The sequence below is a fragment of the Nonomuraea sp. ZG12 genome, from assembly GCF_052068115.1.
Lineage (GTDB): Bacteria > Actinomycetota > Actinomycetes > Streptosporangiales > Streptosporangiaceae > Nonomuraea.
The window spans coordinates 222,362-237,889 of the sequence record NZ_JBQHCW010000006.1 but is presented as its reverse complement, the minus strand read 5'-3'; the positions used below and the strand labels follow the sequence as shown (position 1 = coordinate 237,889).

Sequence of the window (15,528 nt, the reverse complement as noted above, 5' to 3'; positions counted from 1 at the left end):
CCCGACGACGTGCCTGTCGGGCGGGGTCTTCTGTCTGCCTTCCTGTCACCGTTACCCTCTTCCGACGTGTAGTCACCGGGAACTCTGGCGGCACCCGCCCGGCCGACCTGGTCTTCGACCCCACATCCGCCTGCTGAGGATTTCGCGGCTCTGTTGCCACTACTGCCCTTCTCTCCTGACGAGGGACATCTGGACCCTCGGGGAGGCAGGACTTACCCCTAAGCCGCACCGTGATCGGTCGACAAAGAGTCGCCTTACGTGGACCGTTTCGCCTGCGACTGGCATCGGCTAGCAGAGCCGGGAGCCCCGGCTCTGCGCAACCACGGACCCGAACGGGTGCCATGTTCAGACGCTATCCGGATCGGCGGCGAATGTCAGCCGGAGGATCGCCCAAAGGATCACTTTCTGTGATTTTGTCTCACTGTTGCGGCTGTGCCGAGGCCCCGCACAGCCGGGCGGCATCACGTACACCCCTGCGACATCTGACCGCTGAGCTGCGCCCCTGCGCCGACCGGGTCACGGACCCGTACCGAGTTACGCGTACCGCAGACTTGGATCTTTCTTTACGGACCGTCACCGTAATCGTCGCCGCTATTTTCGGCGTGTCGCCGCGACGGTTACGGCCAGCGGCACCACCGCCCCCGCCGCCCGCAGCGCCCTGGCCGCTTCGGCCAGGGTGCTGCCCGTGGTGACGATGTCGTCCAGAAGCAACACAGACGCCCCTGGTGGCTCCCCGGCGCCGTCCCGCACCCCGAGTGAGGCGGCGAGGTTCGCGGCCCGCTCCGTGGATCTCAGCCCCGCCTGGTCCGCCACCTTCCGCACCTGCCGCAGCACCGGCCACACCCGCGCCTCCACCCCGCAAGCCGTCAGCCGCCGTACGGCCAGCGCCGCCAGCCCGCCCACCGGATCGTGCCCCCTCCCCCGGACGGACCGCCGAGCACTCGGCACCGGCACCACCGCGAACGGCCCCCGCACCCGCCCCGCCCGCACGGCCGAGACCGCGGTGAAGGCCAGCACATCCGCCAGCACCGCGCCCAGCGCCGCCTCCCCACGCTCCTTGTAGGCGACGATCGCCGCACGCACCACCCCCGTGTACGGCGCGGCGGACCAGCATTCGGGCAACCCCTGCGGGCAGGGCGACGGCATCCGGCGCCCCGGAGCGGCGGCGACCCGCCCCAGACACCCATCGCACAACCGCACACCGGGGCCGCCGCACCCCAGACAGGCCTGCGGCACCAGAAGACTCACCATGGCGTTCCACACGCCGCCAGCATGCCGCCCAACTCCGACAACCCACCGGCGGCCAGTCACCACCCCAGGCAGCCGGCTAACCGCCCCTGCAGTCCCCCATCCGCCCTTCCAACGACGCGCCTTCCGTCACCGACCCACCCCAACCTCGCGCCACCCAGCCGACCGCCCCAACCGCACCCACAGCGGCCATGTCACCCGAGCGGGCGGCGGGTGCCGGGCAGCGCGTTCGCAGTCGTCCCGGACAAGCGCCCTGGCACGCGGCCCCAGACAGGCGACGGCTGCCTGGGCACGCGTACGCGCGTCCGGGGCAGGTTCCGGCCGTAGGGAACACGGAGGTGCCTGTACGTCCTCAGGGGCCGCTCCGGGGAACCTGCCGGAGCTGCTCGCCACCGCCCACATCGACGTGGCGGACGTCGACCTCGTGGTGCTGACCCATGTCCACGAGGATCACATGGGCTGGTCGGTGAGCACGGACGGGGTGCCGATGTTCCCGAACGCGCACCACGTCGTTCAGGGGACGGAGGTGGCGCGGCTCTCGGAGACCAGCCCGATGCGCGACTACCTGATCGTCCCGCTGCAACGGACGGGGCAGCTCCGCGAGATATCCGGCGAGGTGCGGCTGGCCGCCGCGAGGGGTAGCCGGCTCACCGCGATCCCGACGCCGGGGCACACCGTGGGGCACCAGTCGGTCCTCGTCGACGGCCCTGGCCGGCACCTGGTGATCACCGGCGACGTGCTGGTGCACGCCGTGCAACTGGTCAGCCCGGAGGTCGGGTACGCCCTGGAGGCCGATCAGGCGGTGGCCGCCGAGACCCGCCGGCAGCTGCTCGGGGACGCCGGGCGGCGCGATGCCACGCTGGCGACCGCGCACCTGACCAGGCCGTTCGTCGACGCACGCCGTTCCTGAGAACGGCGCGTCAGCCCAGGGGGAAGAGGGGGTCGTTCACGGCGGTGGCCGGTTTGGGGGTCCAGGTCTGCTTGTCGCGGGCGAACTCGAGGATCTCCTTGCCGTCCTCCGTGGTGGCGAGGATGATCTCGCCCACGGCGGCCAGGCTCGCCAGGCGCTTGCTGGTGGTCGGGAGCTGGGTGGTCTCGCCGTCGCCGACGTTGATCTCCTTCACCACCTGGCCCGCCTTGGTCTGTACGAGCACCAGCAGGTGGTCTCCGTCGCCCCAGGCGATGTCGAGGATCTCGTCGTCCCGCTCGGCCATGGTGAGCAGGTGGAAGTTGCTCAGCATGGCGCCGGCGCCGCCGCCCGCCAGGGCGCCGACCTGGACCTGGCCGGTGCCGATCCGGACGGCGACGCGTACGCCGTCGCGGGCCATCCGCAGTGAGGTGACGTCCATGCCCTGCAGGGCGGGGGCGGCGACGTGCTCGGGGCCTCTGCTGACGACCGGGTGGGAGCGGAGCACCTGCCCGTTCTGCCGGTCGAAGGTCCACAGGGTGCCGTCGCGGTGCCAGGAGGGATCCGTCAGCTCCGTGCCGGGGATGGACTCCTGCCAGCGGGCTTCGGCGGCGTGCCTGGTGACCCAGATGCCGCCGGCGGTGGATTTGGCGGCGACGCGGTCGCGGTCCTTGGAGATGGCGAAGCCGGAGTAGACGCCGCCGGGCTGGCCGGCGGGGCCGGCGAGCGGCTCGCCCTCGCCGTCACCGCGCAGCATGTGGACGGCGCCCTCGCTGGTGTAGAAGACCTGGTTGTCCTCGCTGCCGAGCCACCTCTCGGGCAGGCTGGGCTCGATGACGAGCGGGCCGGACACGGAGAACGGCTCGCCGTCGAGCTGCACCTCAAGGGTGCGCCCGCTGGCCAGTTTGTTGTAGCTCAGGCTGGCTCTGAGCTGGGCCTTGAGGCCGTCGACGAAGGTGTCGCCGGTGAACGGGCCGGCCAGGTTGATGACGACGCGGTCCTCGCTGGACCTGATGGACCGGACCCGCGCCTTGTCGGGGAACTCGTTGCCGACGGCGCCCTGCAGAGCGCTGGTCGGGCCTTCGATGAGGCGTTCGACGACGGTCTGGGCGAAGCTCTCCGTCGGCTTGATGCGCAGCCGCACGCGGTCGGCCACCAGCCGGTCGGGGTCGCGGTCGCCGGCAGAGGTGCCGTTCAGGTAGTAGAGGTTCGTCGGCCGGTACGCGCGCCGCACGTCCGCGTCGGTCAGCAGGAGGCCCTGCGGGAGGAGGTTGACGCGGAAGGCGCCGCCGGCGTCCCTCACCAGGGTGATCGCCCTGGTGACCTTGCTGTCCTCGGCGGGGTCGACGGGGACGTACGTGTCGTCCTCGTTGATCTGGGCGATCTTGGTGCCGAGGATCGTGACGATGGTCTCCTTCTTCTCCTTGTTCTCGACGATGTCGTCGAACCGGAAGGAGTTGTCGATCACGGTCACGGCGCCGTCGGGCTTCCAGACCCGGCGGGCCTCCTCCGTCAGATACTTCGGCAGGATGCTGGGGTCGTCGCCGTAGGCGGCCATGGCGGCCTGCAGGCCCTCCACGACCTGCTGCGCGCTCCACTCCTTCTTGGGCTCGACGGCGACCATGCGCTGGAACGGCACGGTCACCGAGTCGCCGCTGCCCGCCTCGTCCACCGGGAACGGGCCGCCCACGGGGATCACCGCGCAGCCCGATCCGCCCAGGAGCGCGGCGGTCACGAAGGCGAGGGCGGCGGCGAGCCGGCTAGCCGAGGTCATGGCCGCCCCCGTCGCCGGTGGCGGGCAGCAGCACCGGCGTCATCTGGCCCCGCCAGGTGCGGCGCATCTCGATCTCGGGCGGCACCAGCGACAGCGGCGAGCCCTTCAGGTCGACGCCCGCCCGCCTGGGCAGCGTCAGCCGGAACTGCGAGCCCTCCCCCGGCTGGCCCCACGCCTGCAGCCAGCCGCCGTGCAGGGTTGCGTCCTCGCGGGAGATGGCCAGGCCGAGCCCGGTGCCGCCGATGGTCCTGGCCCGCGACGGGTCGGCGCGCCAGAACCGGTCGAACACCAGGGTCTCCTCGCCGCCCTTGAGACCGATGCCGTGGTCGCGCACGGCCACGGCTACGGCGTCCCTGTCGGCGCCGACGGTCACCACGATGTCGCGGCCCTCGCCGTGCTCGATGGCGTTGAACAGCAGGTTGCGCAGGACGCGCTCCACCCGGCGGTTGTCGATCTCGGCCATGCACGGCTCGTTGGGCAGCCTGAGCTCGAAGCGGGTGCTGTGGCGCTCGGCCAGCGCCTCGGAGTCGGCGATCGCGCGCAGCACCACGTCGCGTACGTCGACGGAGTCGAGGTCGAGGTCGGCGGCGCCGGCGTCGTAGCGGCTGATCTCCAGCAGGTCGGCGAGCATCGACTCGAAGCGTTCGAGCTGGGCCTGCATGAGCTCCGCCGAGCGTGAGGCCATCGGATCGAAGTCCTCGCGGGCGTCGTACAGCAGGTCGGCGGCCATCCGGACGGTGGTCAGCGGGGTGCGCAGCTCGTGTGAGACGTCGGAGACGAACTGCCGTTGGACCTGGGAGAGCTCTTCGAGCTGGTGGATCTTGAGCGCTAGGTTGACGGCCATCTCGTTGAACGAGGTCGCCAGGCGGGCCAGGTCGTCCTCGCCGCGCACCTTCAGCCGTTCGTCGAGCTTGCCGGCGGCCAGGCGCTCGGCGGCCTGCCTGGCCAGCCGCACCGGGCTGACGACCTGGCGGGTGACCAGGTAGGCGATGGCGGCGAGCAGGAGGACGAGCCCGAAGCCGACGACCACGATGGCCAGCCGGACGTTCGAGAGCATCTGCTCCTCGTCGCTGATCGGGAAGAAGTGGTAGACCTCGTAGCCGTCGGTGAGGTTGACCATGGCGCCGATCACGAGCGTCTGCGTGGGCTGGCTCTCGCCGGCGAAGCGGATCGGCTGGGTGGAGCGGTGTGGCCGGTCGATGAACTTCTCGGCCTGCCGCCTGAGCATCTGCTGCAACGCCGGAGGGACGTCGCGGGGCGTGACGTTGCCCGAGGCGCGGGACTGGCCGGGCTCGGCCCGGTTGAGTATCAGCACTTCGTAGCGCGTCCGGGAGCCGTCGCCGCCGGCCCCGATGATGGCATCCATCACCTCGTCGAGCGGGTTGGCCGGCACGTTCTTGGCGTCGGCGGGCTTGGCCTGGTCGTCCTGCTCGCGGTTGAGGGCGTCGGCGATCCTCAGCCGGTCGGCGGAGGCGTCGCTGGCGGCGGACTGCTGGCGGCCTTCGATGACCGAGTTGTTGATCTGATCCGACAGGAAGGCGCCCAGCACGACCACGACGATCACCGAGATCACCAGGGTGCTGGTGACGACCTGGAGCTGGAGCGAGCGCCGCCAGACGCGTCGTACCCTGCCCACCGCACGCCGGGCCCGCCGTCGGGCTCCGCCGAGTATCTGGCGGAGTGTCCGGCGGCGTGGGCGCCTGGTCCTGGTCGGGGGCATGGCAGACAGGCGCGCAGATTACGCGGGGCCGGCTTTGTAGCCGACGCCGCGGACCGTCACCACGATCTCGGGGTGCTCGGGGTCCTTCTCGATCTTCGCCCTGAGCCGCTGTACGTGCACGTTGACCAGCCGGGTGTCGGCCGCGTGGCGGTAGCCCCAGACCTGCTCCAGCAGGACCTCGCGGGTGAACACCTGGCGCGGCTTGCGGGCCAGCGCGACGAGCAGGTCGAACTCGAGCGGCGTGAGATTGATCGTCTCCTCGTCCCGCTTGACCGAGTGGCCCGCCACGTCGATGGTGATGTCACCGATCTGCAGGATCTCCGGGGTGGGTTCGTCGGTACGGCGCAGCCGCGCGCGCACCCTGGCGACCAGCTCCTTCGGCTTGAACGGCTTGACGATGTAGTCATCGGCGCCGGACTCCAGCCCCAGCACGATGTCGATCGTGTCGCTCTTGGCGGTGAGCATGACGATCGGAACGCCTGACTCAGCCCTGATCCGGCGGGCGACGTCGATGCCATCGGCTCCGGGCAGCATCAGGTCGAGCAGGACGAGATCCGGGCGCGTGTCCCGGAAAGCGTCCAGCGCTTTGTCGCCATCGCTGACAAAGGATGGTTCGAAACCTTCGCCGCGGAGCACGATGCCCAACATCTCAGCAAGAGCGGCATCGTCGTCGACGACCAGCACGCGACCTTTCATGGCCCCTCATTCGTTCTACGCATTCTGGGACATACCAGCACGATCGCTGAAGGTTACCCTCGCTCGGCCCATCTGTGGGAATCAGAGCGTCGAAAGCTGAATTTCGGGCTCTCGACGACGATCGCATTATCAGTCTGCGGTAACGGAGCGACTTTCGGCCATCCCTGTGCAAGATCCGTCGCGTCAATCACCGTGGAATGCCGCCAAGGGGGCGGGCGAATCGCCCTGACGACACCACTGACCCTCCCAGCGTGCCAGGATTGGGATATGTCAGACGGTCACGGCCCCTCACCCGAGCCGCCATCAGGCTGGGCCTCGGAGCAGCCCCCACCTTACGGCGCGCCGCAGGCATCTCCGTGGACCGCCCCGGCCGGCGGGCAGCAGCCCCCGTCCGGGCAGCAGCCGTACGCGCCCGGCCCGCAGCCCCCGCAGCCCTATGGGCAGATGCCGTACGGCGCGCCGGGCTACGGCTACACGCCGCATCCGCAGCCGCTGCGGCCGGGGATCATCCCGCTGCGCCCGCTGCGGCTCGGCGACATCTTCGACGGCACGATCAAGCTGGTCCGGTCCAACCCCAAGGCCGTCCTGGGCATGTCGGCGATCGCCGCCCTGCTCGCCGCGATCCCGCTCGCCGTCGGGCAGGCGTTCCTGTTCGGCGACGTGGGCAGCGCCCTCAGCGATCCCACCCTCGCGGAGAACGGCGATCCGGCCGTCTTCGGCAGTGTCCTCGCGCAGTACGGAGGCACCCTCGTCTCCTACGCCATCAGTTTCGTCGTGGTGACGCTGCTGACCGGCGTGCTGACCCGCATCCTCGGCCGCGCCGTCTTCGGCGGCAAGATGACCGCCGGGGAGGCCTGGCAGGCGTCCAAGGGCCGCATGCCCGCGCTGTTCGGCGTGGTGGGGCTGATGGCCCTGGTCATGCTGGCGCCCGTGGCCGTGATCGCCGCCGTCTTCGCGGTCCTCATCTCCTCCGGTCTGGGCAGCTCCCCCGACGCCGTGGGCGGGCTCGTGGTGCTCTTCCTGGTGCTGATGATCTTTTATATCGCCTATGTGCTGTTCTTCAGGGCGCGCTTCGCCTTCGCGCCCGCGGCCGTGGTGCTGGAGGGCAGGGGGCCGATCGACGCGCTGCGCCGCTCGTGGACCCTCGTGACGGGTGACTTCTGGCGGGTCCTCGGCATCCTGCTGCTCACCGCGCTGGTGGTCGGCATGGTGGCGACCGTGCTCCAGGTCCCCTTCGTCTTCGGCGGCACCATCGTCGGAGTGATCGGCGGCGGGAGCGCCTGGACCGTCGTGCTGGGCGCGATCCTGGTCGCCGTCGGCGGCACGCTCGGGGCGATGATCACCTATCCGTTCGAGGCAGGGGTCGCCGGGCTGCTCTACGCCGACCGCCGGATGCGCGCCGAGGCGTTCGACCTCGTGCTGCAGACGGCCGCCATCGAGCAGCAGCGTCAGGGCTGGGTGCACGCCTCGGCGGACGAGCTGTGGCGCCCTTCCGACTCCACCGGGCCGTGACCCCGATCGGCAGGGAGGACGGCGCCGGACGCGCGGCGCGGGAGCTCCTCGATCCTCAGTACGCCGACGAGGCGCTGCTCGACCGGCTCTACCGCTACTTCAACCAGTTCATCGGCGACCTGATGGACGGGGTGGCGGGTGGCGGCACGGCCGGCGGGATCATCGCCGCGGTGGTCATCGTGCTGATCCTGGTCTCGGTGGCGGCGCTGGTCGGCTGGCAGCTGCGCAAGACCAGCCGCCGCAACGCGATGGCCACGGGCGCCCTGTTCGGCGCGCGGGCGACGACCGCCGCCGAGCACCGCGAGACGGCCGGGCGGCTGGCGAGCGAGGGCCGCTGGTCGGAGGCCGTCCAGGAGCGGCTGCGCGCCATCGCCCGGGACCTGGAGGAGCGCGCGCTGGTCGACGGCATGCCCGGCCGCACCGCCGACGAGCTGGCCGCGGAGGCCGGCGCGGCGCTGCCCGGCTTCTCGGCGGAGCTCACGGCCGCGGCCCGCTCCTTCGACGACGTGACCTACGGCGGCGTCCCGGGCACCCGGGACGCCTACGAGACCATGACCGCCCTCGACGAGCGCCTGCGCCTGGCCAGGCCGGTGCCCATGGGAGGCCCGGCATGACCCCGGAGCCCGGCGGACACACCCCACCGCTTTTCCCACCCCCGGAGCCGGAGCCCGGCACACCCGCTCCGGCGGCCGGATCGGGTCTCATGGACCCCGGATCCGTGCTGCAAGAGACCGGCCAGGCCTCTCCGGGGAGCACGTCCGCCACGGCGCCCACCGTGCGGTCCAGGTGGCGGGGCATGCGGTGGGCCGTGCTGCTGGGCCTCATCGTCGTGCTGGTCGCCGCCGGGACCGTGCTGTTCGGGCCGGACCAGGGCGAGCGCCGTGCCCTCGACCCCGCCGACACCTCGCTCAGGGGCTCGAAGGCGCTCGCCGAGCTGCTGAGGGCCGAGGGCGTCACGGTCGACAGGGTCGACTCGGTCGAGGAGGCCGCCGCCAAGGGCCCCGGCCGGCTGCTGCTGATCACCAGCACCCTCTTCTTCAACGACTTCGACCTGGCCGAGATCCAGGGTGACCGGGTCCTCGTCAACGGCTTCGGCAGCCTCGACGCGCTCGCGCCAGGCGTCGAGATCGCGGAAAGCTCCGTACGCCAGCGCTCACGCGAGCCGGAGTGCTCGCTGCCGGCGGCCAGGGCGGCGGGCAGTGCGTTCATCGGCGGGGCGGCGTTCACCGGGCCCAGGGGCGCGGTCGGCTGCTACCCGGCGGGCGACGGCTGGACGCTGGTCAGCTACCCGAACGCGGGCGGCACCACCACGGTCCTCGGCAGCGCCGACTTCATGACCAACCAGCGCCTGTCCGAGGACGGCAACGCCGCCCTCGCCCTGAACCTGCTGTCCACCGGCAAGCCGGTCACCTGGCTGGTGCCGCCGGACGACCCGCCACCGGGCCAGCTGCCCGGCAGAGCGGGCAGATCGGTGTACGACCTCATGCCGGCCTGGATTCCGTGGGCGGTGCTCATGGCCTGCCTGACGGTGGTGCTGGTGGCGTTCTGGCGGGGCAGGCGGCTCGGGCCGGTCGTGGTCGAGAGGCTGCCGGTCGTGGTGCGGGCGGCGGAGACCGTGGAGGGCCGGGGGCAGCTCTACCGGGCCAGACGGGCCAGGGCCAGGGCCGCCGACTCGCTCAGGGCGGGCACGATCGACCGGCTGACGCCACGGCTGGGGCTCTACTCCGGCGCTGACCGGCACCAGATCGTCACAGCGCTGGCCGTACGGACCGGCGAGGATCAGCAGCAGGTCGGCGGCGCGCTCTACGGGCCGCCGCCGGCGGACGACGCCGGGCTGGTCGCCCTGGCCGGATACTTGGACTTCATTGAAAGGAAGGTCAGTGAACTTTGACGGGAGCACCCTGCCGCCGAGCGGAGCGGACGCGGCCAGGGAGGCGCTCGGCGCACTGCGCGCCGAGGTGTCCAAGGCCGTGGTCGGGCAGGACGCGGTGGTGACCGGGCTGGTCATCGCGCTGCTGTGCCGGGGGCACGTGCTGCTCGAAGGCGTGCCGGGCGTGGCCAAGACGCTCATGGTGCGCACGCTGTCGGCGGCGCTGGCGCTGGATTTCAAGCGGGTGCAGTTCACGCCCGACCTGATGCCGGGTGACGTGACGGGGTCGCTGATCTACGACACGAAGACGGCGGAGTTCGAGTTTCGGGAGGGGCCGGTCTTCACGAACCTGCTGCTCGCCGACGAGATCAACCGTACGCCGCCGAAGACGCAGGCGGCGCTGCTGGAGGCGATGGAGGAGCGGCAGGTGAGCGTGGAGGGCTCGGCCCGCATGCTGCCCGACCCGTTCACGGTGTGCGCGACGCAGAACCCGGTCGAGTACGAAGGCACCTACCAGCTTCCCGAGGCGCAGCTCGACCGGTTCCTGCTGAAGCTGACGGTGCCGCTGCCGCCGCGTGACCAGGAGATCTCGGTGCTGGAGCGGCACGCGCACGGCTTCGACCCGCGTGACCTGTCGGAGGTCAAGGCCGTGGCGACGGCCGAGGACCTGGCGGCGGGCCGCTCGGCGGTGGCCACAGTGCACGTGGCTCCCGAGGTGCTCGGCTACATCGTGGACGTGGCGCGGGCGACCAGAAACTCGCCGTCCCTGCAGCTCGGCGTCTCGCCGCGCGGCGCGACCGCGCTGCTGGCCGCCTCCCGCGCGTGGGCGTGGCTGTCGGGGCGCGCCTACGTGACGCCGGACGACGTGAAGGCGCTGGCCAGGCCCGCGCTGCGGCACCGCATCCAGCTCCGGCCCGAGGCGGAGCTGGAGGGCGCGACGGCGGACGGCCTGCTGGACGGAATCCTGGCCTCGGTCCCGGTTCCGCGCTGATGGCTCTCACGGGACGCGCCGGGCTGGTCGCGGCGCTCGGGGTCGTGGTGGTGCTGATCGCTCCCTCGCCGGGGCCCGCCGTGGCGGGGGTCTGCCTGCTGCTGGCCGCCGCGATCCTCGTGGACCTGGTGTTCGCGGGGGCGGTGCGGCCGCTGCGCTTCCACCGTTCCGGCGAGCGGCTGGTGCGGCTCGGCCAGCAGGCCACGGTCGAGCTCGTGGTGGAGAACCCGGGCCGCCGGCGGGTGCGCGGCGTGCTGCGGGACGCCTGGCCGCCCTCGGCCGGCGCCTCGCCCCGCGAACTGGAGCTGGACGTGCCGCCGGGCGAGCGGCGCAAGCTGGTGGTCACGCTGACCCCGACCCGGCGCGGCGACCGCGAGTCCGTCTCGGTGACGGTCCGCTCGCGCGGCCCGCTGGGCCTGGCCGCCAGGCAGGGCGGCCACCGCGCGCCGTGGGCGGTGCGGGTGCTGCCGCCGTTCCTGTCACGCAAGCACCTGCCTTCCCGGCTGGCCAGGCTCCGCGAGCTCGACGGGCAGCACCCGGCGCTGGTGCGCGGGCAGGGCACCGAGTTCGACTCCCTGCGCGAGTACGTGGTCGGCGACGACGTGCGGTCGATCGACTGGCGGGCCACCGCGCGCCGCCATGACGTGGTCGTGCGCACCTGGCGGCCCGAACGCGACCGGCGGGTGCTGATCGTGCTCGACACCGGCCGCACCTCGGCCGGCCGGGTCGGCGACGCGCCGATCCCGCTGGCCGGAGCCCCCGCGAACGGCTCCGGCGGACTGCTGGTCAGGCCGGACACCCGGCCCGCGCCCGGCTGGCCGCGCCTCGACTGGTCGATGGACGCGGCCCTGCTGCTGGCCGCCCTCGCCGCCAGGGCCGGTGACCAGGTGGACTTCCTCGCCTACGACCGGGCGGTGCGCGCCTGGGTGGCCGGAGCCTCCCGCACCGAGCTGCTGTCGTCGCTGGTCAACGTGATGGCGCCGATCGAGGCCGAGCTCATCGAGGCCGACTCGCAGGGTATGGTGGCCGCGATCCTGTCGCGGGCCAAGCGCCGCTGCCTGGTCGTGCTGCTCACCGACCTCAACTCGGCCTCCCTGGAGGAGGGCCTGATGCCGGTACTCCCCCAGCTCTCCTCCCGTCACCTGGTGCTGGTCGCGAGCGTCTCCGACCCGCTGGTCGCGGCCATGGCCGCGCAGCGGGCGACGGCGGAGGAGGTGTACGCCGCGGCCGCCGCCGAGCATGCCCGGCTCGAACGCCGCCGCATCACCGCCAGGCTGCGCCGGCACGGCGTCGAGGTGGTGGACGCGCTCCCCGACGACATCGCCCCGGCCCTGGCCGACACCTACCTGGCCCTCAAGGCCGCAGGACGTCTCTAGGCGCTCAGCGGGCGTGTCCGGCTCAGGCGCTCGGGGCCACGTCCGGGGCTCGTTCCAGGTCGCCGGTCTCGTTCTGGCGCGCCGCCCGGCGACCGAAGACGATCACGTACGCGAGGAAGACGGCCTCGGCGAGCACCCCGATGCCGACGCGGACGCCGGTGGGCAGCCCCGACGGGGTGACGAACGCCTCGATCAGCCCGGAGACGAACAGCACCACGATCAGCCCGAGCGCCACGGCCATCACCGCCCGGCCCTGCTCGGCCAGCACCTCGGCCCGTCTGCGGTGTCCCGGGTCGATGACGGTCCAGCCCAGCCGCATGCCGACGGCGGCCGCGAGCAGGACGGCGGTCAGCTCCAGAAGCCCGTGCGGGGTGATCAGCCCGAAGAAGATGTCGAGCTTGTCCCTGGAGGCCATGAGCCCGCCGGACACGCCGACGTTGGCGGCGTTCTGCCAGAGCACCAGCGGGATCGGCAGGCCGAGGAAGATCGCGTACACGATGACCTGGAGGGAGACCCAGGCGTTGTTGATCCACACCTGGCCGGCGAACGAGGCGGCCGGATGCTCGGAGTAGTAGTCGGCGAAGTCCTCCTCGACGAGCTGGGTGATCTCGTCGGGGGTGGCGATGGCCGCCTGCACGTCCGGGTTGGCCGCCACCCAGGCGCCGAAGATCCAGGAGACCGCGAAGAAGGCCACCGAGGTGACCAGCCACCACCATCTGGCCCGGTAGGCGACCACCGGGAAGGTGACGGAGAAGAACCGCACCAGCTCGCGCCAGGCCGGGGTGTGCGCCCCCGTGACGGCCGAGCGGGCCCTGGCGACCAGGGCCGACAGGCGTCCGGCCAGCATGGCGTCGGTGGAAGAGGAGCGCACGATGGACAGATGGGTGGACACTCGCTGGTAGAGGTCGACCAGCTCGTCGACCTCCTCCCCGGTCAGCGAGGAGCGATGCTTGACCAGATGTTCCAGCCTGTCCCACACAGGTCGGTGTGCGGTGACGAACGCGTCGATGTCCACCCGACCATTGTGGCCGGTCAACCAGTCACCCATTGCCGTTAGGCTCCACATATGTCAGAGGTTGTGACCGGTGACGCCGTCGTCCTCGAAGTGCGGGTGGCCCAGATGCCCTCGCGGTTCCTGGCGCTGCTCATCGACATGGCGGTCCAGATCACCATCCTGATCGTCGCCTTCCTGGTCCTGGAGGCGTTCTCCCTGATCACGGACCCGGCTCTCTACGCCGCCGTGTCGATCACGTTCGTGGTGCTCGTCACCGTGGGTTATCCGGTGATCTGGGAGACGACCACCAGGGGGCGCAGCCTCGGCAAGCTGGCGCTCGGGCTCCGGGTGGTCAGCGACGACGGCGGCCCCGAGCGGTTCAGGCAGGCTTTGTTCCGCGGGCTGGCGGGGGTGCTGGAGTTCTGGGCGTTCTCCGGCGCTCCCGCGCTGATCTCCTCGCTGATCTCGCCGCAGGGCAAGCGGCTGGGCGACCTGTTCGCGGGCACGATCGTCATCTCCGAGCGGGCGCCGCGCGACACCGGGCAGGCCATCGTGATGCCGCCGCCGCTGGCGGCCTGGGCGGCGACGCTGGAGCTGTCACAGCTTCCCGACGAGGTGACGACCGCCGCCCGGCAGTATCTGCTGCGCTGGCACGACCTGACGCCGCAGATCCAGCACGAGATGGGGGTCCGGATCGCCACGCAGGTGGCCGCCTTCGTCTCGCCCGCCGCACCCGCCGGGGTGCCGCCGCACGCCTACCTGAGCGCCGTCCTGGCCGAACGCCGCCGCCGCGAGCAGCTCCGCCTGGCCCGCCAGTCCGGCGCCAACGCCCGGCCCGGCCATCAGGCCTGGCCGCAGCAGCCCTCGCAGAGCGGGCCCTACCCGCAACCGGCACCGCCCCAGGGATCCCCGTACGCGCAACCGGCGCCCCCAGGCTCGTCGTACGCGCCACCGGCCCCGCAGGGGTCACCGTACGCGCAACCGGCGCCCCCGTACGGGCCGCCGGCTCCTCAGGGCTCATCGCCGTACGGGCCGTCGGCGCCCGCGCCGGAGTCGCCGGGAGCGACTCCGGGCGGGTTCGCTCCTCCTCAGTAGGCGTACTGGGTCTGCGCGTTGAGCGACTTCTGCCGCACCTTGGCGGCCGGGGCGGTGCGCTTGTCGGTGATCCGCAGCACGTCCAGGCCGCGCTGGATGTCGCTGCTGTAGATGTGGCCGTTGTAGTAGTACGCCGACCACGATCCGGCGACGTCGACCGGCTTGAACGCGCCGCGGTCGAAGTAGCCGATCTCCTTGGGCTGGTCCGAGTCGGTGAAGTCGAAGATCGAGATGCCGCCCTGGTACCAGGCCTGGACCATGATGTCCTTGCCCTTGACCGGGATCAGCGAGCCGTTGTGCGCGACGCAGTTCTCGTCCTTGGTCTGCTGGCGCGGGATCTTGAAATACGCCTTCTTGACCAGTTCGGCGCCCTCGATGTCGTAGATCGCGTCCGCGCCCAGGTGGGACTTGAACGACTTGTCGCAGGTGGCCATCATGCCGCCGCCGAGCTCGTCGGTGAAGACGACCTTGGTGCCGGTGTTGTTGAAGGTGGCCGAGTGCCAGAAGGCGAAGTTGTCGTCGGTGACCGTGTGGGTGACCTTCGGGGCTTCGCGGTCGGAGATGTCCATCAGCACGCCGTCGCCCATGCAGGCGCCGGCCGCGAGGTCCTTCTCCGGGAAGACGGTGATGTCGTGGCAGCCGCTGGTGGGCGCGAGCAGGGCTGCGCTCTCGTTGCCGCCCTCGGGGAACAGCACCGGGGTGGCGACGACCTTGGCGGCCTTGGGGCTCTTCAGCGGCACCTTGATGATCGTGATCTTGTCATGCGGCGGCTTGCAGCCCGGGAACCCCGACTCCGGCCCGTAGGAGGAGACGTACAGATAGACCGAGCTCTTGGACTCGCCGGGCACCAGCGTGTGCGTGTGGGAGCCGCAGGCGGTCCGGACCGACTTGACGTACTTGGGCCGGGCCTTGTCGCTGATGTCGAAGATCCGGATGCCCTCCCAGGATGACTTCTTGCTCGGGGAGGCGCTGCGGGCCTTGCAGGAGTCGCCGGACAGCGTCTCGTCCACCGACAGGAAGAGCAGGTCGCCCTGGACCGAGACGTCGTTCTGCGCGCCGAGGCAGGAGACGCGGCTGACGACCTTGGGCTTGGCCGGGTTCTTGATGTCGTAGACGGTGAAGCCCTGGTAGTTGCCCTGGAAGGCATAGTTCCCCTGGAAGGCCAGGTCGCTGTTGTACGCCTCGGTGCTCTTGAAGGGGGCCTGCTTGGGGACGTTGGCCACGAGCTTGACGTTGGCGCTGGCCCTGACATCGTCCACGGCATTGGCCGGGGACCCGCTCAGGGCCAGCGCCATTCCCGTCACCACCAGGGCGGGAACGACCCTGCCGAACTTGGGCGCCAAAG

Annotated in this window: 13 protein-coding genes; 7 read left to right on the top strand and 6 right to left on the bottom strand. The window is 71.4% G+C overall.

The window, feature by feature from the left end:
• Positions 1-591 precede the first annotated feature (591 nt).
• Positions 592-1,263, bottom strand: coding sequence for a ComF family protein (locus ACTMTF_RS19700; RefSeq protein ID WP_441111983.1), 672 nt, complete (start codon positions 1,261-1,263; stop codon positions 592-594).
• Here ACTMTF_RS19700 and ACTMTF_RS19695 point away from each other — a divergent pair.
• Complete coding sequence (locus ACTMTF_RS19695) at positions 1,250-2,158, top strand: MBL fold metallo-hydrolase (protein WP_441111982.1); 909 nt, start codon at positions 1,250-1,252, stop codon at positions 2,156-2,158. The two genes, ACTMTF_RS19700 and ACTMTF_RS19695, sit on opposite strands and share 14 nt — an antisense overlap.
• A 10-nt stretch (positions 2,159-2,168) precedes the next feature.
• Here the strand turns inward: ACTMTF_RS19695 and ACTMTF_RS19690 are convergent, their stop codons facing one another.
• The 3 genes from ACTMTF_RS19690 to mtrA are packed head-to-tail and all read right to left on the bottom strand — an operon-like array spanning position 2,169 to position 6,345.
• Positions 2,169-3,929, bottom strand: a complete 1,761-nt coding sequence (locus ACTMTF_RS19690) for an LpqB family beta-propeller domain-containing protein (protein WP_441111981.1) — start codon at positions 3,927-3,929, stop codon at positions 2,169-2,171.
• Positions 3,916-5,649, bottom strand: coding sequence for an MtrAB system histidine kinase MtrB (mtrB, locus tag ACTMTF_RS19685; RefSeq protein WP_397008528.1), 1,734 nt, complete (start codon positions 5,647-5,649; stop codon positions 3,916-3,918). Before mtrB ends, ACTMTF_RS19690 begins: the two co-directional genes overlap by 14 nt.
• 18 nt (positions 5,650-5,667) lie before the next feature.
• Positions 5,668-6,345, bottom strand: a complete 678-nt coding sequence (gene mtrA / locus ACTMTF_RS19680) for an MtrAB system response regulator MtrA (protein WP_189138803.1) — start codon at positions 6,343-6,345, stop codon at positions 5,668-5,670.
• Positions 6,346-6,612: 267 nt separating this feature from the next.
• On the opposite strand from mtrA, the gene ACTMTF_RS19675 reads away from it, so the two are divergent.
• The 5 genes from ACTMTF_RS19675 (at position 6,613) to ACTMTF_RS19655 (ending at position 12,094) form a co-directional block, all read left to right on the top strand.
• On the top strand, positions 6,613-7,857 hold the full coding sequence (locus ACTMTF_RS19675) for a glycerophosphoryl diester phosphodiesterase membrane domain-containing protein (RefSeq protein ID WP_441111980.1): 1,245 nt from the start codon (positions 6,613-6,615) through the stop codon (positions 7,855-7,857).
• Complete coding sequence (locus ACTMTF_RS19670) at positions 7,827-8,471, top strand: DUF4129 domain-containing protein (protein ID WP_441111979.1); 645 nt, start codon at positions 7,827-7,829, stop codon at positions 8,469-8,471. The genes ACTMTF_RS19675 and ACTMTF_RS19670 overlap by 31 nt, the downstream gene beginning before the upstream one ends.
• A gap of 182 nt (positions 8,472-8,653) precedes the next feature.
• A complete protein-coding gene (locus tag ACTMTF_RS19665) occupies positions 8,654-9,748 on the top strand; it encodes a DUF4350 domain-containing protein (RefSeq protein WP_441111978.1) in 1,095 nt (364 codons plus the stop codon).
• On the top strand, positions 9,738-10,718 hold the full coding sequence (locus tag ACTMTF_RS19660; protein WP_397008520.1) for an AAA family ATPase: 981 nt from the start codon (positions 9,738-9,740) through the stop codon (positions 10,716-10,718). The genes ACTMTF_RS19665 and ACTMTF_RS19660 overlap by 11 nt, the downstream gene beginning before the upstream one ends.
• Complete coding sequence (locus tag ACTMTF_RS19655) at positions 10,718-12,094, top strand: DUF58 domain-containing protein (RefSeq protein WP_441111977.1); 1,377 nt, start codon at positions 10,718-10,720, stop codon at positions 12,092-12,094. Before ACTMTF_RS19660 ends, ACTMTF_RS19655 begins: the two co-directional genes overlap by 1 nt.
• A gap of 22 nt (positions 12,095-12,116) precedes the next feature.
• Here ACTMTF_RS19655 and ACTMTF_RS19650 read toward each other — a convergent pair whose 3' ends face one another.
• Positions 12,117-13,109 (bottom strand): stage II sporulation protein M, encoded by a 993-nt coding sequence (locus ACTMTF_RS19650; protein ID WP_441112142.1) that lies wholly within the window; start codon positions 13,107-13,109, stop codon positions 12,117-12,119.
• A 51-nt stretch (positions 13,110-13,160) separates the two neighbouring features.
• Between ACTMTF_RS19650 and ACTMTF_RS19645 the strand changes: the two genes are divergently transcribed.
• Positions 13,161-14,183 (top strand): RDD family protein, encoded by a 1,023-nt coding sequence (locus tag ACTMTF_RS19645; RefSeq protein ID WP_441111976.1) that lies wholly within the window; start codon positions 13,161-13,163, stop codon positions 14,181-14,183.
• On the opposite strand, the gene ACTMTF_RS19640 is transcribed toward ACTMTF_RS19645, so the two are convergent.
• Complete coding sequence (locus ACTMTF_RS19640) at positions 14,177-15,478, bottom strand: LVIVD repeat-containing protein (protein WP_441112141.1); 1,302 nt, start codon at positions 15,476-15,478, stop codon at positions 14,177-14,179. The genes ACTMTF_RS19645 and ACTMTF_RS19640 overlap by 7 nt on opposite strands.
• Between the last annotated feature and the right edge of the window lie 50 nt (positions 15,479-15,528).